Source organism: Bacillus sp. FSL W7-1034 (genome assembly GCF_038593365.1).
GTDB classification, from domain to species: Bacteria; Bacillota; Bacilli; order Bacillales; family Bacillaceae; genus Bacillus; species Bacillus altitudinis.
Genome location: NZ_CP151989.1, coordinates 1,247,704 through 1,267,802, shown reverse-complemented (window position 1 = coordinate 1,267,802; position 20,099 = coordinate 1,247,704). Strand labels below are relative to the sequence as shown.

General features: G+C 42.4%; 23 protein-coding genes, 1 riboswitch and 1 other annotated feature. Of the genes, 3 read left to right on the top strand and 20 right to left on the bottom strand.

Going from position 1 to position 20,099, the window contains the following annotated elements; all coding sequences use genetic code 11:
• Nucleotides 1–145 precede the first annotated feature (145 nt).
• From NST73_RS06405 to purU, 5 genes are all read right to left on the bottom strand, one after another.
• Nucleotides 146–280, bottom strand: coding sequence for a hypothetical protein (locus NST73_RS06405; protein ID WP_008346190.1), 135 nt, complete (start codon nt 278–280; stop codon nt 146–148).
• Nucleotides 270–1,406, bottom strand: coding sequence for a Rap family tetratricopeptide repeat protein (locus NST73_RS06400; RefSeq protein WP_024719625.1), 1,137 nt, complete (start codon nt 1,404–1,406; stop codon nt 270–272). Before NST73_RS06400 ends, NST73_RS06405 begins: the two co-directional genes overlap by 11 nt.
• Nucleotides 1,407–1,531: 125 nt before the next feature.
• On the bottom strand, nt 1,532–2,779 hold the full coding sequence (locus tag NST73_RS06395; protein ID WP_081114173.1) for a glutamate-5-semialdehyde dehydrogenase: 1,248 nt from the start codon (nt 2,777–2,779) through the stop codon (nt 1,532–1,534).
• A 12-nt stretch (nt 2,780–2,791) separates the two neighbouring features.
• Nucleotides 2,792–3,889 (bottom strand): glutamate 5-kinase, encoded by a 1,098-nt coding sequence (gene proB, locus NST73_RS06390; protein WP_058337559.1) that lies wholly within the window; start codon nt 3,887–3,889, stop codon nt 2,792–2,794.
• Between the two features lie 56 nt (nt 3,890–3,945).
• Nucleotides 3,946–4,165 (bottom strand) — a binding site (T-box leader).
• 43 nt (nt 4,166–4,208) lie between these two features.
• On the bottom strand, nt 4,209–5,111 hold the full coding sequence (gene purU, locus NST73_RS06385) for a formyltetrahydrofolate deformylase (RefSeq protein WP_342499472.1): 903 nt from the start codon (nt 5,109–5,111) through the stop codon (nt 4,209–4,211).
• 163 nt (nt 5,112–5,274) lie between these two features.
• Here purU and NST73_RS06380 point away from each other — a divergent pair, with 163 nt between their 5' ends.
• Nucleotides 5,275–5,460 (top strand): hypothetical protein, encoded by a 186-nt coding sequence (locus NST73_RS06380; protein ID WP_017359125.1) that lies wholly within the window; start codon nt 5,275–5,277, stop codon nt 5,458–5,460.
• A gap of 33 nt (nt 5,461–5,493) precedes the next feature.
• Here NST73_RS06380 and NST73_RS06375 read toward each other — a convergent pair whose 3' ends face one another.
• Both NST73_RS06375 and NST73_RS06370 read right to left on the bottom strand, forming a co-directional pair.
• Nucleotides 5,494–5,808, bottom strand: a complete 315-nt coding sequence (locus tag NST73_RS06375; RefSeq protein ID WP_017359126.1) for a multidrug efflux SMR transporter — start codon at nt 5,806–5,808, stop codon at nt 5,494–5,496.
• Nucleotides 5,805–6,134 (bottom strand): multidrug efflux SMR transporter, encoded by a 330-nt coding sequence (locus NST73_RS06370; protein ID WP_024719620.1) that lies wholly within the window; start codon nt 6,132–6,134, stop codon nt 5,805–5,807. Before NST73_RS06370 ends, NST73_RS06375 begins: the two co-directional genes overlap by 4 nt.
• 66 nt (nt 6,135–6,200) lie before the next feature.
• A riboswitch (guanidine-I (ykkC/yxkD leader) is annotated at nt 6,201–6,310 on the bottom strand.
• Between the two features lie 197 nt (nt 6,311–6,507).
• Between NST73_RS06370 and NST73_RS06365 the strand changes: the two genes are divergently transcribed.
• Nucleotides 6,508–7,551: a trifunctional transcriptional activator/DNA repair protein Ada/methylated-DNA--[protein]-cysteine S-methyltransferase gene (locus NST73_RS06365; protein ID WP_268373179.1), complete on the top strand. Its 1,044-nt coding sequence runs from the start codon at nt 6,508–6,510 to the stop codon at nt 7,549–7,551.
• A gap of 18 nt (nt 7,552–7,569) precedes the next feature.
• Here NST73_RS06365 and NST73_RS06360 read toward each other — a convergent pair whose 3' ends face one another.
• The 5 genes from NST73_RS06360 to NST73_RS06340 all read right to left on the bottom strand — a co-directional run bounded on the left by NST73_RS06360 (nt 7,570) and on the right by NST73_RS06340 (nt 10,449).
• Nucleotides 7,570–8,115, bottom strand: coding sequence for a GNAT family N-acetyltransferase (locus tag NST73_RS06360; protein ID WP_342499471.1), 546 nt, complete (start codon nt 8,113–8,115; stop codon nt 7,570–7,572).
• A 15-nt stretch (nt 8,116–8,130) separates the two neighbouring features.
• The gene (locus NST73_RS06355; RefSeq protein WP_007498817.1) at nt 8,131–8,619 is read right to left on the bottom strand and encodes a small multi-drug export protein; all 489 of its coding nucleotides are present in this window, start codon (nt 8,617–8,619) and stop codon (nt 8,131–8,133) included.
• A gap of 110 nt (nt 8,620–8,729) precedes the next feature.
• On the bottom strand, nt 8,730–9,482 hold the full coding sequence (locus NST73_RS06350; protein WP_047945981.1) for an NADH dehydrogenase: 753 nt from the start codon (nt 9,480–9,482) through the stop codon (nt 8,730–8,732).
• A 4-nt stretch (nt 9,483–9,486) separates the two neighbouring features.
• A complete protein-coding gene (locus NST73_RS06345; protein WP_017367090.1) occupies nt 9,487–9,813 on the bottom strand; it encodes a PadR family transcriptional regulator in 327 nt (108 codons plus the stop codon).
• A gap of 114 nt (nt 9,814–9,927) precedes the next feature.
• The gene (locus tag NST73_RS06340) at nt 9,928–10,449 is read right to left on the bottom strand and encodes an acyl-CoA thioesterase (protein WP_008346212.1); all 522 of its coding nucleotides are present in this window, start codon (nt 10,447–10,449) and stop codon (nt 9,928–9,930) included.
• A gap of 179 nt (nt 10,450–10,628) precedes the next feature.
• On the opposite strand from NST73_RS06340, the gene NST73_RS06335 reads away from it, so the two are divergent.
• Nucleotides 10,629–11,489, top strand: a complete 861-nt coding sequence (locus NST73_RS06335) for a dimethylarginine dimethylaminohydrolase family protein (protein WP_268449365.1) — start codon at nt 10,629–10,631, stop codon at nt 11,487–11,489.
• A gap of 61 nt (nt 11,490–11,550) precedes the next feature.
• Here NST73_RS06335 and NST73_RS06330 read toward each other — a convergent pair whose 3' ends face one another.
• The 8 genes from NST73_RS06330 to NST73_RS06295 all read right to left on the bottom strand — a co-directional run bounded on the left by NST73_RS06330 (nt 11,551) and on the right by NST73_RS06295 (nt 20,090).
• Entirely contained in the window at nt 11,551–12,519 is a 969-nt protein-coding gene (locus tag NST73_RS06330) for an oligopeptide/dipeptide ABC transporter ATP-binding protein (RefSeq protein ID WP_008346217.1), read from the bottom strand.
• A complete protein-coding gene (locus NST73_RS06325; RefSeq protein ID WP_342499551.1) occupies nt 12,509–13,426 on the bottom strand; it encodes an NlpC/P60 family protein in 918 nt (305 codons plus the stop codon). Before NST73_RS06325 ends, NST73_RS06330 begins: the two co-directional genes overlap by 11 nt.
• On the bottom strand, nt 13,426–14,505 hold the full coding sequence (locus NST73_RS06320) for a dipeptide epimerase (protein WP_342499470.1): 1,080 nt from the start codon (nt 14,503–14,505) through the stop codon (nt 13,426–13,428). The genes NST73_RS06325 and NST73_RS06320 overlap by 1 nt, the downstream gene beginning before the upstream one ends.
• Nucleotides 14,502–15,443, bottom strand: a complete 942-nt coding sequence (locus NST73_RS06315; RefSeq protein WP_212361525.1) for an LD-carboxypeptidase — start codon at nt 15,441–15,443, stop codon at nt 14,502–14,504. The genes NST73_RS06320 and NST73_RS06315 overlap by 4 nt, the downstream gene beginning before the upstream one ends.
• A gap of 115 nt (nt 15,444–15,558) precedes the next feature.
• Nucleotides 15,559–17,178, bottom strand: coding sequence for a peptide ABC transporter substrate-binding protein (locus NST73_RS06310; protein WP_072367664.1), 1,620 nt, complete (start codon nt 17,176–17,178; stop codon nt 15,559–15,561).
• The gene (locus tag NST73_RS06305) at nt 17,175–18,188 is read right to left on the bottom strand and encodes an ABC transporter ATP-binding protein (protein ID WP_326113135.1); all 1,014 of its coding nucleotides are present in this window, start codon (nt 18,186–18,188) and stop codon (nt 17,175–17,177) included. The genes NST73_RS06310 and NST73_RS06305 overlap by 4 nt, the downstream gene beginning before the upstream one ends.
• A 7-nt stretch (nt 18,189–18,195) precedes the next feature.
• Entirely contained in the window at nt 18,196–19,158 is a 963-nt protein-coding gene (locus NST73_RS06300) for an ABC transporter permease (protein ID WP_024719611.1), read from the bottom strand.
• Complete coding sequence (locus tag NST73_RS06295; protein WP_048001639.1) at nt 19,155–20,090, bottom strand: ABC transporter permease; 936 nt, start codon at nt 20,088–20,090, stop codon at nt 19,155–19,157. Before NST73_RS06295 ends, NST73_RS06300 begins: the two co-directional genes overlap by 4 nt.
• Between the last annotated feature and the right edge of the window lie 9 nt (nt 20,091–20,099).

Below are 20,099 nucleotides of genomic sequence, written 5' to 3'. Positions count from 1 at the left end.
TTCTACAATTGAATTGTACACAATTTAAATTCAAGAGTCAATGAAAAACACTCACTTTCATCTTTCCTCCATTTTTTATTTTTATGAATGTGCAACCTACGATGATTGAAGCGGTCAATAAAAAAAGCCCTTTAAAAAGGGCTTTTCAGATCGTGATATGCTGCGGATTCGGTTTTTCTAGCGTATGGTTTCTGTTATCGGGGTCGGCATTAGGTGATGTGATCCATAATGCCAAGATCGTGATGCTTGTACAGACGACTGCCCATTTTTTAAAATTCATATAAACAATCCCCTCTCTGAATATAGATACGAGCATGTTCCGCTTCCCCATAGAACATGGAAGATTTTTCATAATCCTCCATTTCATTATAATACTTTGCGGTGTCTAAAGCCAGCTCTTCTATATCTGGATATGCATAGGAAGATTCTAAAAAATGGAAAATCCGTTTAATATGCTCTGCATCTTGTCGTAAGTACAACGCTTCTAAAAAAATGGTCTTCTGAATATGAATGTCATCCTGCAGAGCTTCTGCTCGTTTCATACATTCTTCTCTGTAATATAATGCTTCATCGTTTTTACCTTGTTTGTATAAGATCTGAGCGGCTGTATAAAGAGGGTCTATCGATCGACGAAGATGATCAGATTGGTTTTGATCAAATAATGAGATGGATTCTTTCATTAAGTCGAGTGCGCGGTTCAAGTCTCCCATTCTGTAATAGCTGTTGCCCATATTAAACAAAGAAGAAGCAATAAAACGCACATTCTGAAAGTCTCTTGATCTTGCAAGTGCTCTTTCGAGATGTGGCAATGCCTTTTCATGCCTTCTCATATCATCATAATTACCGGCTACAATAAATTCACACTGAATGGTACGAAGCGCATATAGTTCGTGCTGAATATAGACATCCAGCGCTAGTTTGGCATGGTGCATCGAAATGTGTGTTTGTTTCATGTGATAATATATTTCTGACATTTTAAAATGAAATTCTGCACGTTCAATATCGTCGGATACAAAAGAAAGCTTGTGCTCTGCCTTTTGATAGGACGATATGGCAGCAATGTACTCTCTCCGGCCGAACTCATACATGCCTCTGAAGAAATGATAGTAATATTCAAGCATGCCTGTGACATGCGTTTGATGCTCATCTATTTCTTTCGAAAGCTCGGAAAAGTTGGCGCGAAGCTTTCCTTCCTTTAATGGCTTTAAATAATCGAGCATGACCTCATGCCTGAATTCCATTAAAGAAAAATAGAGAAGCAAATTCTGATCTTCTTCCATTGAATCAAGAGAGGTGCGAATTTCCTGCTTTAACTGTTCTGCTTGTTCTGAATCAAATCTGCGGATTAATTCATACCACTTGTTGATTTTCACTCCAATATCCGAAGAGGGAATGATTTTCGCCATACGTTGCCTTCTCCAATCTTCTCAAAATATAAAACATTACCATATTTTATCATACTTGACCGAAGAAATACAAAAATGAAAGGAAAAAGAGAGCCTTGTGCGATAAGACTCTCTTTTTGGATGGGTTATTCTCTTATTTGTCCTTGACCACGAATGACAAATTTTTCAGAGGTTAGGGCTGGCAGACCCATTGGTCCTCTAGCATGTAATTTTTGTGTGCTAATGCCGATTTCCGCTCCGTAGCCAAATTCAAAGCCATCTGTAAACCGGGTAGATGCATTATGATACACAGCGGCAGCATCAACGGCTGTTAAGAAAAGTGCCGCATGCTGCTCGTTTTCCGTAATGATCGCTTCAGAATGCTTAGAGCTATACATTTGAATATGCTGTATCGCCTCTTCCATGGTCTTGACGGTTTTAATACTGACAATCGGCGCTAAAAATTCCGTTTCAAAATCAGTGGTCGTCGCTAATGTGGCACTAGGTGCAAGTGCACATACTGCTTCATCGCCCCGTATTTCTACACCATGTGTCTGAAGTGCTTCAAAAAGCGAAGCGCCATGTTCTTTTGCCCATGTTTCATGAATGACAATGCTCTCAATGGCATTACAAACAGATGGTCTTTGTGTTTTCGCATTCAGAACAATTTGTTCAGCCATTTCTTTTTGGGCTGTTTCATCAATGTAAATATGACAATTCCCTGCACCCGTCTCAAGTACTGGAACAGTAGACTCTCTCACAACAAGATCAATTAAATGTTTCCCGCCGCGTGGAATAAGGACATCTAGATAGTCATTTAAAGTGAACAGGGTTTTAGCCGTCTCACGGCCTGTATCTTCAATCAATTGTACACTGTCTACGGGAATATCCGTTGGTTGCAGCGCTTCGTGAATGACTTTCACAATCGCTTTATTACTATGAATGGCCGATGAACTTCCTCGAAGAATCACAGCATTTCCAGTTTTCAAGCAAAGAGTGGCCGCATCGACTGTCACGTTTGGTCTTGCTTCGTAAATCATCCCAACCGTTCCAAGAGGCACACGTACTTTTTCAATGAAAAGCCCGTTTTCTTTTTGAATGGTCTCTAATGTTTCACCAATTGGGTCTTTGAGCTGAATGAGTTGATGCGTAGCGTCTGCAATCGCTTCAATTCTCTCTTCTGTTAATGTAATTCTGTCGATCACAGATGGCGTGAACTCTTTGTCTATAGCCGCCTGAACATCTTTTTGGTTTTCGGCAATTAAATAAGCTGAAGATGCTTTTAATGCTTTTGCAATAGCGTCTAATGCAGCATTCTTTTGTTCAGTCGTTTTTAATAGCAGCTGATCTTTGGCTGCGCTTGCCTTTTTTGCTTTTTCTAGAACTTCATTCATCGTTTTCCCTCCTCAGTTTTGTACGTGCTGAACCCAGTGATCTCGGTGAATGACTTCAGGTTTTTCATAAGAAAGCTCATGACTTCGCATCCCTTTAATGCCAAGAAGCTCATCTGAATCATACAATGTTTGTCCTTTACCGACTAATCCGTTTGGACCAACAACTTCGACGACCTCTCCTTTAGAAAATTCACCAGCTACATCAATGACACCAGCTGGAAGAAGACTCCTTCCATTATGCAAAATCGCCGCCTCTGCCCCCGCATCAATCATGATCTTCCCAGAGACTGGTGAGTGGAATTGAATCCATTGGCGACGGTTATTGACTGATGATAAGTCTTGTTCACCAATATATGTGCCGTCTCCTTGACCAGCGAGAATGTGAAGAAGCTTGTCTTCCCCTGTACCTGTGCCAATGAAGACTTTAACGCCAAGGGAGAGAGCTGTTTGTGCAGCTGAAAGCTTAGATTTCATCCCGCCTGTTCCAACCTTTGAACCCGTACTCTTCGCATATGAGAACAATTCATCTGAAATGTGAGTCAGCACATCAAACCGCTTCGCATCAGGATTCTCACTTGGATTGGCATCATAAATTCCGTTGATATCTGTTAAAATGATCAATTGGTCTGCATGAATTAAGCCACTGACCAGTGCTGATAACATGTCATTATCACCAAAGGTAAGCTCCTCGATGGACACAGAGTCATTTTCATTAATGATCGGTAAAATTTTTCTTTCGAGCAGTTCCATCATCGTTGCGTAAGCATTTCGATATCTTGTACGATCTGAAAAGTCATTACGTGTTAAAAGCATTTGTGCAGGCGTCATCTGAAACTGTGAAAATAGTTCTGTATATTTCTGCATTAACAAGCCTTGACCAACAGCAGCAGCAGCCTGCTTCCCTTTTAAGGTCACAGGTCTTGACGGATATCCTAAACTGCCAAATCCCGCCGCAACGGCTCCTGACGAAATGAGAATGATTTCATGGCCTGCCTCTTTTAGCTTTGCAATGGCTTTGACATGATCCTGCATTTTTTGTTCATCAATGGCTCCCTTTTGCTCTGTTAATGAACTGCTACCAATTTTTATGACGATCCTTTGCTTTTTCATCATTGATTCCCTCCGCTATACCTTTCACCACATAAAAAATCCCTTTTTCTCCTTATGTAAAGGACGAAAAAGGGATTTTCCGTGGTACCACCTTCATTGAATAAGCACACGTCTGCTTATTCCACTCAACTCCTGTAACGCCAGGCATGCGCTTAGATTTTTCCTCTAAGGCTCAAAGGGTAGGTTCAGCAGCTGTCTGCGGCAAATGTTTCAGCATGTCATTTGCTCTCTTTTACACAGCAGGTCCTGCTTACTATTCCTTCTCAACGCTCGTTAATTTTTTTATATTATCACCAATTGCTTCAGAAAAGTCAAGCGGTCAATTAAACACAATCGTTTTATTCTCATGGACAATGATTCGATCTTCCAGATGCCATTTGACAGCTCGGGCAAGCACACTGCGCTCAATCGTGCGGCCAATATTTTTTAATGCCTCTGCATCATCTCTATGATCTACTCGCTCAATATCCTGTTCAATGATTGGCCCTTCGTCTAAATCATTTGTCACGTAATGAGAAGTCGCCCCAATCAGTTTAACCCCTCGCTCATATGCACGCTTGTAAGGGTTAGCCCCTATAAAAGCCGGCAGGAAGGAATGATGAATATTAATGATTTTGTTCGGGTGCTGTTCGATAAAGGCTGGCGTCAAAATTTGCATGTATCTAGCAAGCACAACCGCATCAATATCATATTCTTCTAATAATGCAAGCTGTTGTTTTTCTGCATCTTGGCGAATGTCTTTATTTGCTTTCACGAAGTGGAATGGAATGCCGAGTGCTTCGACTGTATCTTTTGCCGTTTCATGATTGCTGATGACAACCGCTATTTCAGCCATTAAATTACCGCTTTGCCATTCCCATAAAAGTTCATGTAAACAATGAAGCTCCTTGGACACAAAGATCGCCAGCTTTTTCAGATCACTTGCACGCGACATGCTCCATGTCATGTGAAATGATTGCGCAATTGGCACAAAGCTGCTTTTCAGTTGATCTAAGTTGGCCGAGATGTCTTTCCAATCAAATTCAATTCTTAAAAAGAACCGGCCGCTCTCATGATCTGTTGTGTATTGACTAGATTCAATGATGTTTGCTCCATGTTCAAATAAAAAAGTAGAAACAGCTGACACAATACCAGGCTGATCCGGGCAGCTGACTAAAAGCCTTCCTTTTTGCTCATGCTTTTGTCTGTGTAATTCAAGTTTCTCTGTAATCAATGTTCTCATGTCTTATGACCTCATTTACATTTTTCATTCTAATGAAATATTATACTGGACTGGAAAGAGAAAAAGCAATTAAGCGTCGTGTTTTTTATTGAATATTCATTCAATTCTGCACCTGGCGTGATATAATATGGATAGACCTTTTATCACAAAAGGAGTGATGGAGATGAAAAACATGACTTTGTTTGGTAAAGTGAGCTTTTGGCTCGGCATCGTATGTCTAATCACGGGCATTTATCTATTTATGACCGGAGAAAGACTCATTCCTTTACTTACATTTGGTGTATGTTTTCTGCTTGTGAGTCAACTTTACCGCAAAAATGAAAACGATTCCAATCATCATTCGATGTAGCAAAAAGGCTGGCACATGTTTGCCAGCCTTTTCTTATTCAATGATTTTTAACCCGACCGCTGCAGATAAAATCAGTGCGATAAATAAAATACGTTTTGCGTCTTTCGACTCACCATAAAACAGCATCCCAACAATCGCTCCTCCAGCTGCTCCGATTCCTGTCCAAATCGCATACGCCGTTCCCATCGGAATTGTATTCATCGCAAGAGACAGCATCAAAAAGGATAGCGAAAATCCAGCTGCTATGAAGAAAATCCATTTGACATGGCGATCTTTCTGGAATTGATTCATCATGGTGACACAAAGCATTTCTAAGATGCCTGCCCCAATGAGTAAAAGCCAGCTCACGATTCAGCCTCCCCTTTCTTTTCACCTGTGGTCAATTTGAGTCCTAATACACCGCTTAAAAGCACCATGATCAAAAGTAATTTTACTAGCTGTACCGGCTCACCCATGACCATCCCTACTATGACCGTACCGGCTGTTCCAAGTCCGGTGAAAACGGCGTAAAGTGTGCCAACTGGAAGTACAGTCGTGGCTTTCAGGAGTAAATAAAAGCTGACAACAATACAAACGATGGTTGCGCTCCATTCCAATATAGAGCCAGCATATTTCAACCCCATCACCCAGCCGACTTCAAATACGGCTGCAATCAAAACATTTCCCCATTTCATTCGATCTCTTCCTTTCTTACCGATTCCAAGCAATAAAAAAAGCCCGGAAATCGATCGTTTGATCAAATCTCCCGGGCTTTTATCCCTCCGTGTCCATACGGTCTATTGTCTAGACCCTATGTGTTTTCTCTCGGTCCAGACTGCGCTGCCCGCACGGAACCCTAGAAAACCAATTCATGATAATCAGCTAGCATACAGCCGATTCTGTATGAAAAAGTGTATCACACCCTGATATGCCGGTCTACCACTTTGCTTTTTCCCTTCAAATATACTTGTTCATTTTTCGAAAGAAAGTGGATGAAAGCGAAGTATACTAAATGTTAGAAAGAGGAACGACCACATCACTGATATAATAAAACAAGAGGTGGATCAAATGATGATGACCGACGAACAAAAACACGAATTTTATCAAGCACTTGTTGATAAAAATCCGCAATATGACGGCACGTTTTTTGCTGGTATTAAAACAACCGGCATCTTCTGCCATGCCACGTGCACTGCTAGAAAACCAAAATATGAGAACTGCGAGTTTTTCTTTACAGCAGAGGAGGCGCTGCTTGCAGGGTATCGGCCGTGTAAGCGATGCACGCCTTTAACATATCCTAACAGCATTCCAGAAGAAGTCAAAACACTTGTATCAGCAGTTGAAGAGAGCCCTGAGAAACGGTGGAAAGAAGAAGATTTTCGCCAATTAGGGATTCACTCTGCAACAGCTCGGAGAAAATTCAAAGAAATCTATGGAATGACCTTTGTTCAATATGCTAGATCACGCCGAATGGGGCTAGCGTTTAAAGAGATTCTGAACGGAAAAAAAGTCATTGATCAGCAAGTCACCTTCGGTTACGAGTCTTCCAGTGCCTTCAATGACGCCTTTACGAAAATCATGGGGAATCCACCCAAAAAGGCGCAAGTCAATATTTTGCATGCGAATTTTATTTCTACTCCGATTGGGCGGATGATGAGCATTTCAGATGCAACCCATGTGTATTTGCTTGAATTTATGGACAGGCGAGGATTAGAAAGAGAAATTGAGAACATCAGAAAAAAACATCATGCCCGTATTTTAGTTGGAGAAACAAACGTCCATCAGCAATTAGCAAAGGAATTGGCCTTATATTTTGACAAGAAACTCACGCAGTTTACTGTGCCACTTGCTATACATGGCACCCCTTTTCAGAAAAGGGTATGGGATCTTCTATTACAGATTCCGCCAGGCGAAACGAGATCGTATCGAGATCTTGCCATCATGCTTGGCGATCCCCATTTGGTTCGGGCAGTTGGAAATGCAAATGGTGCCAATCAGTTGGCCATCATCATTCCTTGTCACCGAGTCATTCAAACAAGCGGTGAACTTGGCGGATATGGCGGGGGAATCGAACGAAAGAAATATTTACTTCAGTTAGAACAGCGTCTATAAAAGAAAAAGCGGCTCTCCTTATGATTCAAGCGAGCCGCTTTTTCCGTCACGAGTAACACTGTAAACATCAATCATTTGATCCCATTTTGAAATGGTTTTTTCTTTTTTCATCCCCATTTTCATTGCGACCTTGACTGACGCTTCATTGTCAGGGCGAATTAAGCTGACCATTCGCCTCACCTTCATTTCGTCAAAACCATACGCAAGACAGCCTTTTACAGCCTCAACAGCATATCCTTTTCCCCATGCCGATCTCTTTAGCATATAGCCAATTTCAAGCTCTGTTTGTCCTTCGACGTTTTGGAGAACAATTCCGCTTTGACCAAGTGGTTCCTTCGTTTCTTTTTCTTCAATGATCCACAGGGATGTATGAAATGTGCGGTCATTCTTTTGATTCCAAGCAATCCACTCTTTTGTCTGCTTTTCATCCTTTAGTGAAGGATAATACTTCATGACCTCTTCATCTTGGAACAGCTTTTCGTATAAAAAAGGCGCATCGTCTTCATCCATTGTTCTCAGTCTGAGGCGCTCTGTTTCAAGCACGATCCGTGTTTGATGTGCCATTTTTATCCCCCCTGCTTACTTGCTAAAAATATCTCCGAACAACCCATTTGAATCTGGGGCAAAGTAATGGAACCCCGCACCCGTTAAACTAGCAGCTAATGCGGTCCACATGATTAAACTGACCGTCATCCACACAGTGACTTGTTTTCTTTTCGTCCCGAAGCTCATACACATAAAAGCCGCTAAATGACTGCCAATGATAAAAGGACCGATAAGTGCCAAACCAGGGAGACCGTACCGTTCCCAAACCTTTCTGGCTTTCAGCTGTTTTTTCTCTCCTTTTTCATCATGTTTCTCCTCTTTCCTCTTCAGCCACCACGCTTTAAATCGGTCCACGAAGACGATGAGTAGCAAGACGGTAAGAAAGTTGCCGACGAATCCAATAACTGCCGTTGTCACAGGATGCAGACCACTTAAAATCCCTAGCGGAACGACACCAACCACTTCAAAGAAAGGTAAAGCAGCCAATATAAAAACGAGTACATACCCCCATACAATATCCAATCACAGAACCCCTTTTCATTTTTGTCCTCTTCTCATTGTAAAGAAAAATGTGATCCCATATCTACATTTTTTTAGAAAAAGAAAAGCACATCGCAAGTGATGTGCTCTATCTACATTAAATGTTCATTTTTCTTGTTTGTTTTCTGTAAAAAAGCGATTGTGAGCAAGACTAAAATCACAATGGATACCAGACTTGTGAAAAGAAGCATCAGAGGTGATGTCCATCCAAGCCATTCGAATAGGAGTTGCGGTCCAAAGAAGATCAACGGAATGAGCGACATCATATTCGCCTTTAATATGGCATTCAATAAGACAATACACAGCAGCAACAGAAGAATGACGCCCCATCTTTGGCTCGAGGTCAGCACAAGTAAAGGAGTACCAAGTTTTTGGTCCAATAATTTCACTGTGATCAAGGCTGTCATCTGAAAAACACCTAATATCCAAAAGTAAAAGAATGCCCTCCCGCTTGTTTGAAAGGCAGAAGCTCTAAACATCACAATGGTCATGATCACATTGGCCACTATTATCAGCGGATAACCAATGAGTGCATACCAAGAATACGATAAACTTTGACTGATGGCATCTGCTAACATCATGTAAAAAAGAGATCCAATTAAAAAAGCACTGACAAACGGAACCCAGTCTTTATGATTTCTAGAGAGCTCTTTCGCTAGCTCGTCAGCAAAGCCCCGTGGATCTCCGCCAAATACATCTTCCCCAGTTTTCCCATCTTTCTCAGCTTCGACAGCGTGTGTCGTTAATTCATCCATCACTTCGTCGATCTCGTCCTGATTTTTCCCTTTTGATATGAGATAGAGTTGCAGCTCTAATAAGATATGTCTCGTTTCTTTTGTTACCATCTTCTCACTTCCCTTTATGTAATAATCGCTCTACATTCCCTGACAGCTCATTCCATCGCATGGTAAAATCCGTCAGCGCTTCTTCGCCTCTTTGTGTGAGCGTATAGTATTTCCTTTTCGGTCCACTCGCCGATGCTTTTGTGGACGTATGAACCAGTTGTTCTTTTTGCATGCGCAGCAAGATCGGATAAATACTGCCTTCACTAATTTGATCAAACCCATAGTGAGCAAGCTTCTTTGTCATTTCATAGCCATAAATTTCACCTTCAGAAATAATCGACAGCAGGCATCCTTCTAAAATTCCTTTTAGCATTTGTGTTGATTGTGTCATCATCGATCCTCCGCTTTCAGTACCTTGCATGACAAGATAGTTTGATCTTACCACACACTATCTTGCCATGCAAGATACCGGCTCAGAAAAAAATCACCGCTTAAAGGGTGATTTTTACGCCCAAGGCTTATCCGTCCCAAGTGCGTCAGCCAAAGCTTTACTATGCTTCCGGCGGCTTTTTCTTTCCTCTGCCCGCTGCTTCGCTGTTTGATGAAGCATGATTTCTTCCTCTGTTTCCGGCATGACTTGTGGAACTCGTTTTGGCTTCCCGTTTTCATCAAGCGAGACAAAGGTAAGAAATGAAGTTGCTGCGAGTCTGCGCTCTCCAGACATCAAGTTTTCCTTAATGACTTTGACGAATACTTCCATAGAAGATGTGCCGACCCATGTCACATAAGATTCTAAGCAGACGGACTCTTTCTGTCCAATCGGCTCTAAAAAATCAACTGAATCCATTGATGCGGTGACTGTTTCACTACGGCTGTGTCTTGCTGCCGAGATGGAAGCAATGTCATCTATATAACTCATTAATTTCCCGCCAAATAACGTTTGGTGGTTATTCGTATCGAGGGGGAATACCCTGCTGGTTTTCACAACTTTCGATTCCTTGCAGTATTTGAAATTTTCTTCACTCATCGTCATAGCTCCTTCTTGCTGTTTTCGTTGATGCGGAACGACTTTTATTAAACACTATTCTATTAGGTTTGTCTAAACTTTTTGCTTTAGTCTCTCATGAGAGATTTTCTTTCGGAAATGTTTCAACATTTACTAGAAGGAGGAATAATATAACTATCGATAAACAAGGAGGCCCTTTGATGGATTCTATGAAATCAGAGAAAGTGTATAAAACGCCGCAATGTATGAGTGAATATGATGATTTACAAGAAGTCCTCTTATGCAGTCCAATTTATATGGAAATTAAACAGATCATCAATGAAACCCAAAAGCATTTTGCAAGAGAAAATATTTCTCAAATCAAAGCCCTCACGCAGCATAAGCAATTCATCCAAACGCTGAAAAACCATCATGTCCGGCCTGTCCTTCTTCCTGCAAATGAACGTTTCCCTGAACAAGTCTTCACTCGGGATATTGGATTTACAATTGGACAGACTTTATTTGTTTCAAACATGGCAGCCCCTGTCAGACAAGGAGAAGAACATTCCTTAAAAGAATGGGCACAGACAAAAGGATGGACAACCATCACGCTGAATGATGGAACGATTGAAGGCGGCGATGTGCTTGTAGACCAAACCCGTGTATTTGTGGGGGTCAGCAAAAGAACAAATCTAGCCGCCATCCAGCAGCTCAAAAAAGAACTGCCGAATCACGACATCATTCCTATTCATCTTCCTTCTCACATTTTGCATCTTGATTGTGTGATGAATATTCTTTCTCATCATGAGATCTTGATTTACCCTGAAGCTTTTACGGAAAAGGATCTTCATATGCTCAAAAAGCATTATGATCTCATTGAAATAAGTGAGCAAGAGCAGTTCACACTTGGACCAAATGTGTTGTCCATTGGTCAGAAAAAAGTCATCAGCTTACCAATCAACCAAGAAACAAATGCTGCATTAACAGCCCGCGGCTACACCGTCATTGAAGTAGATTTTTCAGAAATCATTAAATCCGGCGGCTCTTTTAGATGCTGTACATTACCTATTAGGCGTTCATAAAAGCCAAAAAGCCAGCTTGTCTACTCGCTGGCTTTTTAAATGCTTACCTTCTTCCCTCTATCTATTTCCTATCATATAAATGACAAGCCACTTCATGCCCTTCTTCGACTGCTTGTAATACTGGCTTTTTGTCCGCACATACATCCATTGCAGCAGGACATCTTGTCCGAAATACGCAGCCGCTTGGCGGATTCACTGGACTTGGAATTTCTCCTTTTAAAATAAACCGCTTGCGTTTATCTTCCACATCAGGATCTGGAATCGGGATAGCAGACAGCAATGCTTGTGTATATGGATGAAGCGGTGTTTTATATAAAGCATCACTGCTAGTCATCTCCACGAGATGTCCTAAGTACATGACACCGATTCGATCGCTAATATATTTAACCATCGATAAATCATGGGCAATAAATAAAAACGTCAATCCTTCTTCTTTTTGCAGTTTTTTCAGCAAATTCACGACTTGAGCTTGAACGGATACATCTAGTGCAGAAATCGGCTCATCTGCCACGATAAACTTTGGCGATAAGGCGAGTGCTCTAGCAATCCCTATTCTTTGCCTCTGACCTCCGCTGAATTCGTGAGGATAGCGTGTAGCAAAATCATGACTTAGCCCCACCGCTTCAAGCAGTTCCTTCACACGCTCGAGTCTTTTCTTTTGACTGCCATACAATTGGTGGATCTCCATCGGTTCTAGCATAATATCTTTTACAGAGAGCCTAGGATTTAAAGAAGAATACGGATCTTGAAACACCATTTGAATTTGCCTATTGAAATCAAATGATTCTCGGTTCGATAAGTGATGGAGACTTTTTCCTTCATACAAAGCCTCACCTTCTGTCGGGTCATAAAGCCGCATGAGCACTTTTCCAAGTGTAGATTTACCGCAGCCTGACTCACCAACAAGTCCAAAGGTTTCGCCTTGTTTCAGCTGAAAGGTGACACCATCTAATGCTTTTAGCGTTCTTCCTTTCGATAGATGAAAATGCTTTTTTAAGTTGTTGACTTGCAGAAGTGGTTCACTTCCCATCACATCTCCCCCTCTCAGCTTTCAAATACCGCCTTGTTCCTGCCCATTCCTGTTCATATGAAGTACCAGAAAGAGAAAGAAGTTCAATCTGTCTGCCCGTTTTAGGTGAGTGAAGCATCATGCCATCTCCAGCATACATCCCTACATGGCGAACTGCTCCCTTCCCATTGTCATTGGCAAAAAACATGAGATCACCTGGCGCCAAATGGTTTGATGCGACTGGAGTTCCTTGAACTGCTTGGTCACTTGCGTCTCTCGGTAATACACATCCACACGCTTTGTACATGCTGTAAACAAAACCCGAACAGTCGTAGCCATAGCTGCTCATGCCGCCCCACAAATATGACAGTCCAATAAATTGTTTTCCTATGGCTAAGGCATCCTTACCGCTCATAGAAGAAGGTGATGAAGCACGGCGCACATCTTCTTTTTTGATTTCTCTTCTTCCTACTGGAGTTAGAACATCAAAGGAATCGCTCGTTTCTTCAACAGGTGCTAGTTCTGTTAAAAAACTAACCTCCATATCCGGTGTTCCGTTTTGATATAAAACCGCTTTTTTCTGACAAACAATCAAGGGACTAGCAGGTGGTTCACTCTCTGATACTTCATTTAATTGCTCTACAGGGATATAACCTGGATAGCCTTGCGGGTGTTTCCGGCTTGCCTGCTGCGGGATGACAACTTTCATCCAGCCATCTGTTTCCTCCAGCCCAATGACTCGTTCGCCAAGCAGTACTTGGGTTTGAATAAGGTTTTCTTCACATAAGGCCAATTTCTGTTCATATGTTTGCTCATCAATCCATTCTTTGATCTGGACGGAACTTTGAAGAACGTGTCGATCTGTTTCTCTCGGTGACTGCGGTGCTGTCCATATATTTGCGACTGGAACCTTTGATTCATATAACATCATAAGACCCCTTTCACTCTTTGAATGCCTAACCCATGATGCGGTGGAAAGAGAATATCTTTCCCTTGATAGATAATTCCTCCGTCTATTAAGTCCTCTTTGAGCATAAGCGGCGCATCAAAATCGTAACGGGTAATATTCGGTTGGCTTGCAGCAAGATGAGCGGCTGCGGTAATCCCTAGTTTTGATTCGATCATACTGCCAACCATGCACTTGACGCCGTATGCTTCTGCTAAACTATTGATTTTCAGCGCTTTTTTGATACCGCCTGTTTTCATTAATTTTAAGTTGATGAGATCACAGCTTCTCGTTTCTAACACCTTGATGGCATCATGGAGGCTAAAAATACTTTCATCTGCCATAATCAATGTGTCTGTTGCTTCCGTCACCCGGCGCAGACCCTCGATGTCTTCTTTAGGCACTGGCTGCTCGACTAGTTCAATATCGAGTGCCTCCATTTTTCGAATGGCGACAATCGCTTCCTTCCATGTCCAGCCTTGGTTGGCGTCAAGCCTGATTTGAATATCCGGCCCGACTTTTTCTCGAATCCGTTTGATCCGCTGAATATCCGTATCTATATCATCTTTTCCCACTTTGATCTTTAAGGTACGAAAGCCTTCAGCTGCATATTGCTTCGCATCCTCTGCCATTTCTAACGGACGGTTGACACTAACCGTGTAATCCGTTTCCAGCTGATCACGATAACCACCAAGATATTGATAAAGCGGCAGGCCAGCCTGCTTCGCTAAACCATCGTAAATACCCATATCTATCGCAGCCTTTGCACTCGTGTTCCCTACAAGTACACGGTCGATCGCTGAAAAGATTTGTTCATATTGTGTCAATGAGGCCCCAATCAAGAGCGGCCTCATCACAGCGCAAATAGCATAGTCGATGCTTTCCAGTGTTTCACCTGTAATGACCGATGTCGGCACTGCCTCTCCATAGCTGACATCACCTTGATCATAGGTGATGATCACAATAAGAGATGCGGCGTCATACACCGTTCTTAATGCTGTTTTGAAAGGCTTCTTTAGCGGTACACTCGTTCTGCATGTGCGAACATCTACGATTTTCATTTGATCGCCTCTTTCGCTGCAACACCTGGGGAAATTTGCAGTTTTTTCCCTGTAGCATCTAATGTAGCCTGCACACCGATTGGAATGGCGAAGTTTGGAGAGGAATGACCGATCCGAAATCCGCCAAGTGCAGGTTTCTGTTGCGGGACAATATACGTCTCCCATAACTGATCCAGCGTTAACGACTGCTCTTTCTTTTTCGGCTCACATTGATGAAAATCACCAATGATAAATCCCGCCGCATCATGTAATTTCCCTGCAGATACTAAGTGCTGCATCATTCGATCGATTTTATATGGTTCTTCGTCAATATCTTCTATCAATAAAAGCTTCCCCTTTGTATCAATTTCAAAAGGTGTACCAAGTGTCGTGACAATAAGGGCAAGATTTCCTCCGGTGATTTCGCCTGAAGCCGTGCCATGATAAAAAGTGTGAAGAGGTGACAGGTGGTTCGTATACGAAAAGGCTTTTGGAGTGAATAGCTGTAAAAAGGTATCCTTTGTATACGGATGAACCTCTTCAAGTCCCACATCAGAGGAGAGCATTGGACCATGAAAGGTGACAAGACCCGTCTGCTGCTGAATGGCTGTATGTAAAAATGTAATATCACTGTATCCCCAAAAGATTTTTGGGTTCCGGCGAATCAAGTCATAATCAATGGCTTCTGCAATTCTTCCTGTTCCGTATCCTCCGCAAGCACAAATCACTGCCTTCACGTCTGGATCTTGAAACATGTGATGAATATCTTCCACTCGTTCATGATCATGACCTGCTAAATAACCATACCGGGAGTTGATATACTTCCCCTTTTTCACCTTTAGCCCTAAGCTTTCTAAAAAAGAAATACCTCTTGCTAATTTCAGCTCATCAGGCGGGCTTGCTGGTGCAATGATTCCCACTGTATCTCCTGTTTGAAGTGCCACTGGCAGATGGTTCACGCCAATCCCCTCTTTCTCTTCGTTTCTTTCAATCTATGGGCATCTTCTTCATAACATGAACAAATAAAGGAACAGACGCTTTTTTCAAAGCGTCCCGTTCTCTCATTTTTTTCATTTACTCTCCATCTACCTGTGCCCATTTCAAATCAATGTAACCAACAGGATGGCGGACAATGCCCTTTACGCCTTCTTTTTGTAAATAGACTTGGTTATAAAAATGAATGGGAATGATCGGTGCTTCTTCCATCAGAAGTGCCTCGGCATCATGCAGCATACGATTTCTCTTTTGTTCATCTGCTTCTTGACTCGCCTTTTTGATCAGCTGATCATACGTATCATTTGACCAACCTGTCCGGTTCATCGCATTTCCTGTTTGGAAGCTCTCTAAGAAATTGATAGGGTCTGCATAGTCAGCTAGAAATGAACTTTGCGAGAATTGGAATTTGAGTGCCTTTTGATCTTCTGCAAACACATTTGCTTCCATGTTTGCAAGCTTCACATCTACCCCTAGCGCTTCTTTTAATTGCTGCTGAATGGCTTCTGCTTTCTTCTTATTTTCAGGCTTTGTACTGTATGTTAATGTGACAGGCGGCAGCTTTGAATAGTTCTCTTCTTTCAACCCTTTTTCTAATAGTTTTACAGCTTCACTCGTATCATGTTTGACAAGGTCGCCGCCAGCTTCTCTGAAATCTTCACCCTTTGAATCTAAAATTCCTGGTGAAACGAAGGCACGTGCTGGCTTCTCTTCATTTTTCGTCACATACTCTACAATATCCTGAGGATTGATCGCCATTTGAAAGGCTTTGCGAATGTTCTTATTTTGAAAAGGCTCCATGTTGACATTTAGACGATAAAAAAACAGCCCTGCTTGATCCTCAATTTGCACATCTTTGCTTTTTAACAGGTCTTCACTTTGTTCTGCCGGAACGAAGGCCGTATCTAAATCTCCTGATTGATACATTTGGTAATCTGTGTTTCGATCACTGATCATGAGCCATTTCACTTGATCTAGCTTGACCGTTTGTTTGTCCCAATACGTGTCACTTTTTTCCATTGTAAAGCTTTCATCATGCTTCCACTCTGTCAGCTTAAACGGTCCATTGCCGACAAAGGTTTTCGCATCCTTGGCCCAGTTCGGGTCCTTTTCCGCTACCTTCTCATTCACTGGGAAAAAGGCAGGGTTTGCCGTCATATTTAAGAAAGATTTCTGCGGGTATGCTAGCTTGACCTCTAGCGTTTGATCATTAACAGCCTTGACTTTTACATCTTCTTTCTTCCCTTTTCCGCTGTTAAACGCTTCGCCCCCTTCAATCATATAAGCTAAGAATGCCGCAGAAGAGCCCGTCTTTGGATCTAGCAGCCGCTTCCACGCATATTCAAAGTCACTTGCTTTGACTGGATCACCATTTGACCACTTAATCCCATCCCTTAAATGGAACGTGTACGTTTTTCCGTCCTTTGAGATGTCCCATTTTTCCGCCATGGCAGCAGATGGTTCGTGCTTCTCATTCAGTCTCGTTAATCCTTCCATTAAGTTATTGAGCCCTTGCCAGGACACATTATTAAAACCAATGGGTGGATCAAATGATGTCGGTTCGTTTTCGTTATTTAATGTTAAAACTTTCTCTTCACCCTTGCTTGAAGATCCTTTGCCTGCTTGCTCATTGGCTGTACATCCTGCAAGCAGCATCACTGTGATAAAGCACATACTGAGAATCCAACCTGTTTTTCTCATGAAAAACTCCCCCTTTGTGTTGAAGATAAAACCGTTTGCTTCGCTCGTTCATCTTGAAGCCAGCAATGTACTGCATGTGTAGGTGAACGCTGCGTTTCATGCGGCATAATATGATCACACACTTTCATCGCAGACGGACATCGATCGGTATATGGACAACCTTTTGGCGGAGCAAATAAATCTGGCGGGCTTCCTTCAATAGGAATGAGTTCATCTTTCATATCCAGCCTTGGAACGGATTGCAGCAGCCCTTTTGTATAGGGATGCTGTGGACTGTAAAAGATATCTCGCCTTGTCCCAACTTCAACGATTTTTCCCCCGTACATGACAGCCACTCGATCAGCGACTTGTGCTACGACCCCTAGGTCATGTGTGATTAAAATAATCGTCACGCCTGTTTTTTTCTGAATCTCTTTAAATAGTTCTAAAATCTGCGCCTGTATGGTGACATCTAGTGCAGTTGTCGGTTCATCTGCAATCAGCACCTTCGGCTCACAAATAAGAGCCATTGCAATCATGAGCCGCTGCCTCATGCCACCGCTGAATTGATGCGGATATTGCTTCAGCCTCTCTTTCGGCTGCGGAATCCCCACCAAATCAAGCATACGAAGCGCCTCTTCTTTCACTTCTTTTTTTGTCAGCTTCTGATGTACTTTTGCAGCCTCCATCAGCTGATCTCCAATTGTCAGCGTCGGATTGAGTGCCGTCATAGGATCTTGAAAAATCATGGAGATATCGACACCACGTATGCTGCGCATGTCTTTTTCAGATAATGACAGCAAGTTGCGATCACGAAACCAAATTTCCCCTTGATCGACTTGTGCGCTGTATGGAGGGAGAAGCCGCATGATACTTTGAGACGTCACACTTTTTCCGCAGCCTGATTCTCCGACAATGGCGAGGGTTTCTTTTTCATACACATCCACATTCACCCCGCGTACCGCTTGAACAGAACCGCCATATGTCCGAAAGCTAACATGCAGATCGATAATCCGAAGCATTTTTTTCATCACGCCATCACCTCTTCATCTTCGGATCAAGCGCATCTTGCAAGCCATCACCTAAATTATTAAAGCAAAACATCGTCAGCGAAATAAAAAATGCCGGAAAGAATAAACGCCACCAGTGACCATTATCTGATAGCACTGTCGGCAAGGCATCATTGGCCATCACACCCCAGCTTGCAAACGGCGCTTGAATCCCTAAACCAAGAAAACTTAAGAACGCTTCAGCAAATATCGCTGTTGGTACAGTTAGCGTCATCTGCACAATAATCGGTCCCATCGTATTCGGCAGTAAATTTCTGCGGATGATGCGCAGACTTTTTGCGCCAAAGGTTTTCGAGGCAAGGACATATTCTTGGCTTTTCAGCTGAAGGACTTGACCTCTCACGATTCTTGCCATCCCAATCCATCCTGTGACAGTGAGCGCCACAATAATAGTGACAAGCCCAGGCCCCATCAGAACCATCAATAAAATGACGACGAGTAAATACGGCAGACCGTAAAGCACCTCGACAATCCGCATCATGACATGGTCATACTTCCCGCCTTTATAGCCTGCAATACCGCCATAGATGACACCGATTGCAAAATCAATGAGAGCGGCCATCACGCCCACAAATAATGAAATGCGTGCGCCGTACCAAGTACGTGTAAACACATCACGTCCAAGTTCATCTGTTCCAAACCAGTGAGCAGCTGAAGGTGGCAAGTTTTGCATGGAAAGCCGCTGTTCTGTCACACTATTCGGTGCCAGGAGTGGGCCTAATACAGCCATGACGAAAAGGAAAATCAGCACCGATAAACTAAACATAGCGAGTTTATTTTGTTTTAACCGTCGCCAAGTATCTGCCCAATACGAAAGCGAGGGTCTTTTAATGGCATGGACTTCAGATGTCTTTTGTTCTTTAGGAGCAAACCATTCATCTGGCACTTCATGCGCTTGATTCGTTTGATCATGCTGAAGGTGTATACTCATGCCTTTCCTCCTTTCTGATGCAGCTGGATCCTTGGATCAAGCAGACGATATGTCACATCTACAATGAAAAGAAGGGTAATTAAGATGATGCTGTAAAAAACAGTGGTTCCCATGATGACAGGATAGTCACGGTTGTTAATACTCTCGACAAAATATTTTCCCATTCCAGGGATCGCAAATATTTTTTCAATCACAAAACTGCCTGTTAAAATACTTGCGACAAGTGTGCCAAGGATCGTGACAACAGGTAAAAGTGCATTCCGCAGGGCATGTTTAAACACAATTTTATAAGGGGAAAGTCCTTTCGCTTTTGCAGTTCGAATATAGTCCTGCGACAGCACTTCAATCATGCTCGATCTCGTTAACCGGGCAATGATAGCCATTGGACCTACCGCCAGTGCAATGGTAGGAAGCACCATATGCATTGGACTTGTCCACATTGCTGTAGGAAAGAGCTTTACATTCACAGCAAGCTGCTGAATTAATAAGGTAGCAAAGATAAAGTTTGGTATGGATATACCGAAAACAGCAATCGTCATGGCGATATAATCAATCAAGCCATTATGCCGGAGGGCAGCCATGATTCCGAGCAAGATGCCGGAGATGACAGCAATCAAAATAGAGATAAGACCAAGTTCTAATGAGACTGGAAAACCTCTCGCCAATAAATCATTGACACTTTCAGAAGGCTTTTTAATGGAAGGACCAAAATCAAAAGTAACGATGGATTTTAAATAGATCATATATTGAACATAGAGTGGTTCGTCTAAGTGATAGTAGCTTTCGAGGTTTCGCTGGACAGTTTCGTTTGTATTTCGTTCTTCATTGAAGGGCGATCCTGGGATGACCTTCATTAAAATAAACGTTAACGTCGTAATCGTTAAAATCGTGGCAATCATCGCAATCAAACGCTTGAGCAAAAAGCTGGTCATCTGCCGTCT

Bases quoted from the DNA above. Each gene is read 5' to 3' on its own strand.
- NST73_RS06405 (WP_008346190.1), bottom strand. From the start codon at position 280: ATGAATTTTAAAAAATGGGCAGTCGTCTGTACAAGCATCACGATCTTG.
- NST73_RS06400 (WP_024719625.1), bottom strand. From the start codon at position 1,406: ATGGCGAAAATCATTCCCTCTTCGGATATTGGAGTGAAAATCAACAAG.
- NST73_RS06395 (WP_081114173.1), bottom strand. From the start codon at position 2,779: ATGAATGAAGTTCTAGAAAAAGCAAAAAAGGCAAGCGCAGCCAAAGAT.
- proB (WP_058337559.1), bottom strand. From the start codon at position 3,889: ATGAAAAAGCAAAGGATCGTCATAAAAATTGGTAGCAGTTCATTAACA.
- purU (WP_342499472.1), bottom strand. From the start codon at position 5,111: ATGAGAACATTGATTACAGAGAAACTTGAATTACACAGACAAAAGCAT.
- NST73_RS06380 (WP_017359125.1), top strand. From the start codon at position 5,275: ATGAAAAACATGACTTTGTTTGGTAAAGTGAGCTTTTGGCTCGGCATC.
- NST73_RS06370 (WP_024719620.1), bottom strand. From the start codon at position 6,134: ATGAAATGGGGAAATGTTTTGATTGCAGCCGTATTTGAAGTCGGCTGG.
- NST73_RS06365 (WP_268373179.1), top strand. From the start codon at position 6,508: ATGATGATGACCGACGAACAAAAACACGAATTTTATCAAGCACTTGTT.
- NST73_RS06360 (WP_342499471.1), bottom strand. From the start codon at position 8,115: ATGGCACATCAAACACGGATCGTGCTTGAAACAGAGCGCCTCAGACTG.
- NST73_RS06350 (WP_047945981.1), bottom strand. From the start codon at position 9,482: ATGGTAACAAAAGAAACGAGACATATCTTATTAGAGCTGCAACTCTAT.
- NST73_RS06345 (WP_017367090.1), bottom strand. From the start codon at position 9,813: ATGACACAATCAACACAAATGCTAAAAGGAATTTTAGAAGGATGCCTG.
- NST73_RS06340 (WP_008346212.1), bottom strand. From the start codon at position 10,449: ATGAGTGAAGAAAATTTCAAATACTGCAAGGAATCGAAAGTTGTGAAA.
- NST73_RS06335 (WP_268449365.1), top strand. From the start codon at position 10,629: ATGGATTCTATGAAATCAGAGAAAGTGTATAAAACGCCGCAATGTATG.
- NST73_RS06330 (WP_008346217.1), bottom strand. From the start codon at position 12,519: ATGGGAAGTGAACCACTTCTGCAAGTCAACAACTTAAAAAAGCATTTT.
- NST73_RS06325 (WP_342499551.1), bottom strand. From the start codon at position 13,426: ATGTTATATGAATCAAAGGTTCCAGTCGCAAATATATGGACAGCACCG.
- NST73_RS06320 (WP_342499470.1), bottom strand. From the start codon at position 14,505: ATGAAAATCGTAGATGTTCGCACATGCAGAACGAGTGTACCGCTAAAG.
- NST73_RS06310 (WP_072367664.1), bottom strand. From the start codon at position 17,178: ATGAGAAAAACAGGTTGGATTCTCAGTATGTGCTTTATCACAGTGATG.
- NST73_RS06305 (WP_326113135.1), bottom strand. From the start codon at position 18,188: ATGAAAAAAATGCTTCGGATTATCGATCTGCATGTTAGCTTTCGGACA.
- NST73_RS06300 (WP_024719611.1), bottom strand. From the start codon at position 19,158: ATGAGTATACACCTTCAGCATGATCAAACGAATCAAGCGCATGAAGTG.
- NST73_RS06295 (WP_048001639.1), bottom strand. From the start codon at position 20,090: ATGACCAGCTTTTTGCTCAAGCGTTTGATTGCGATGATTGCCACGATT.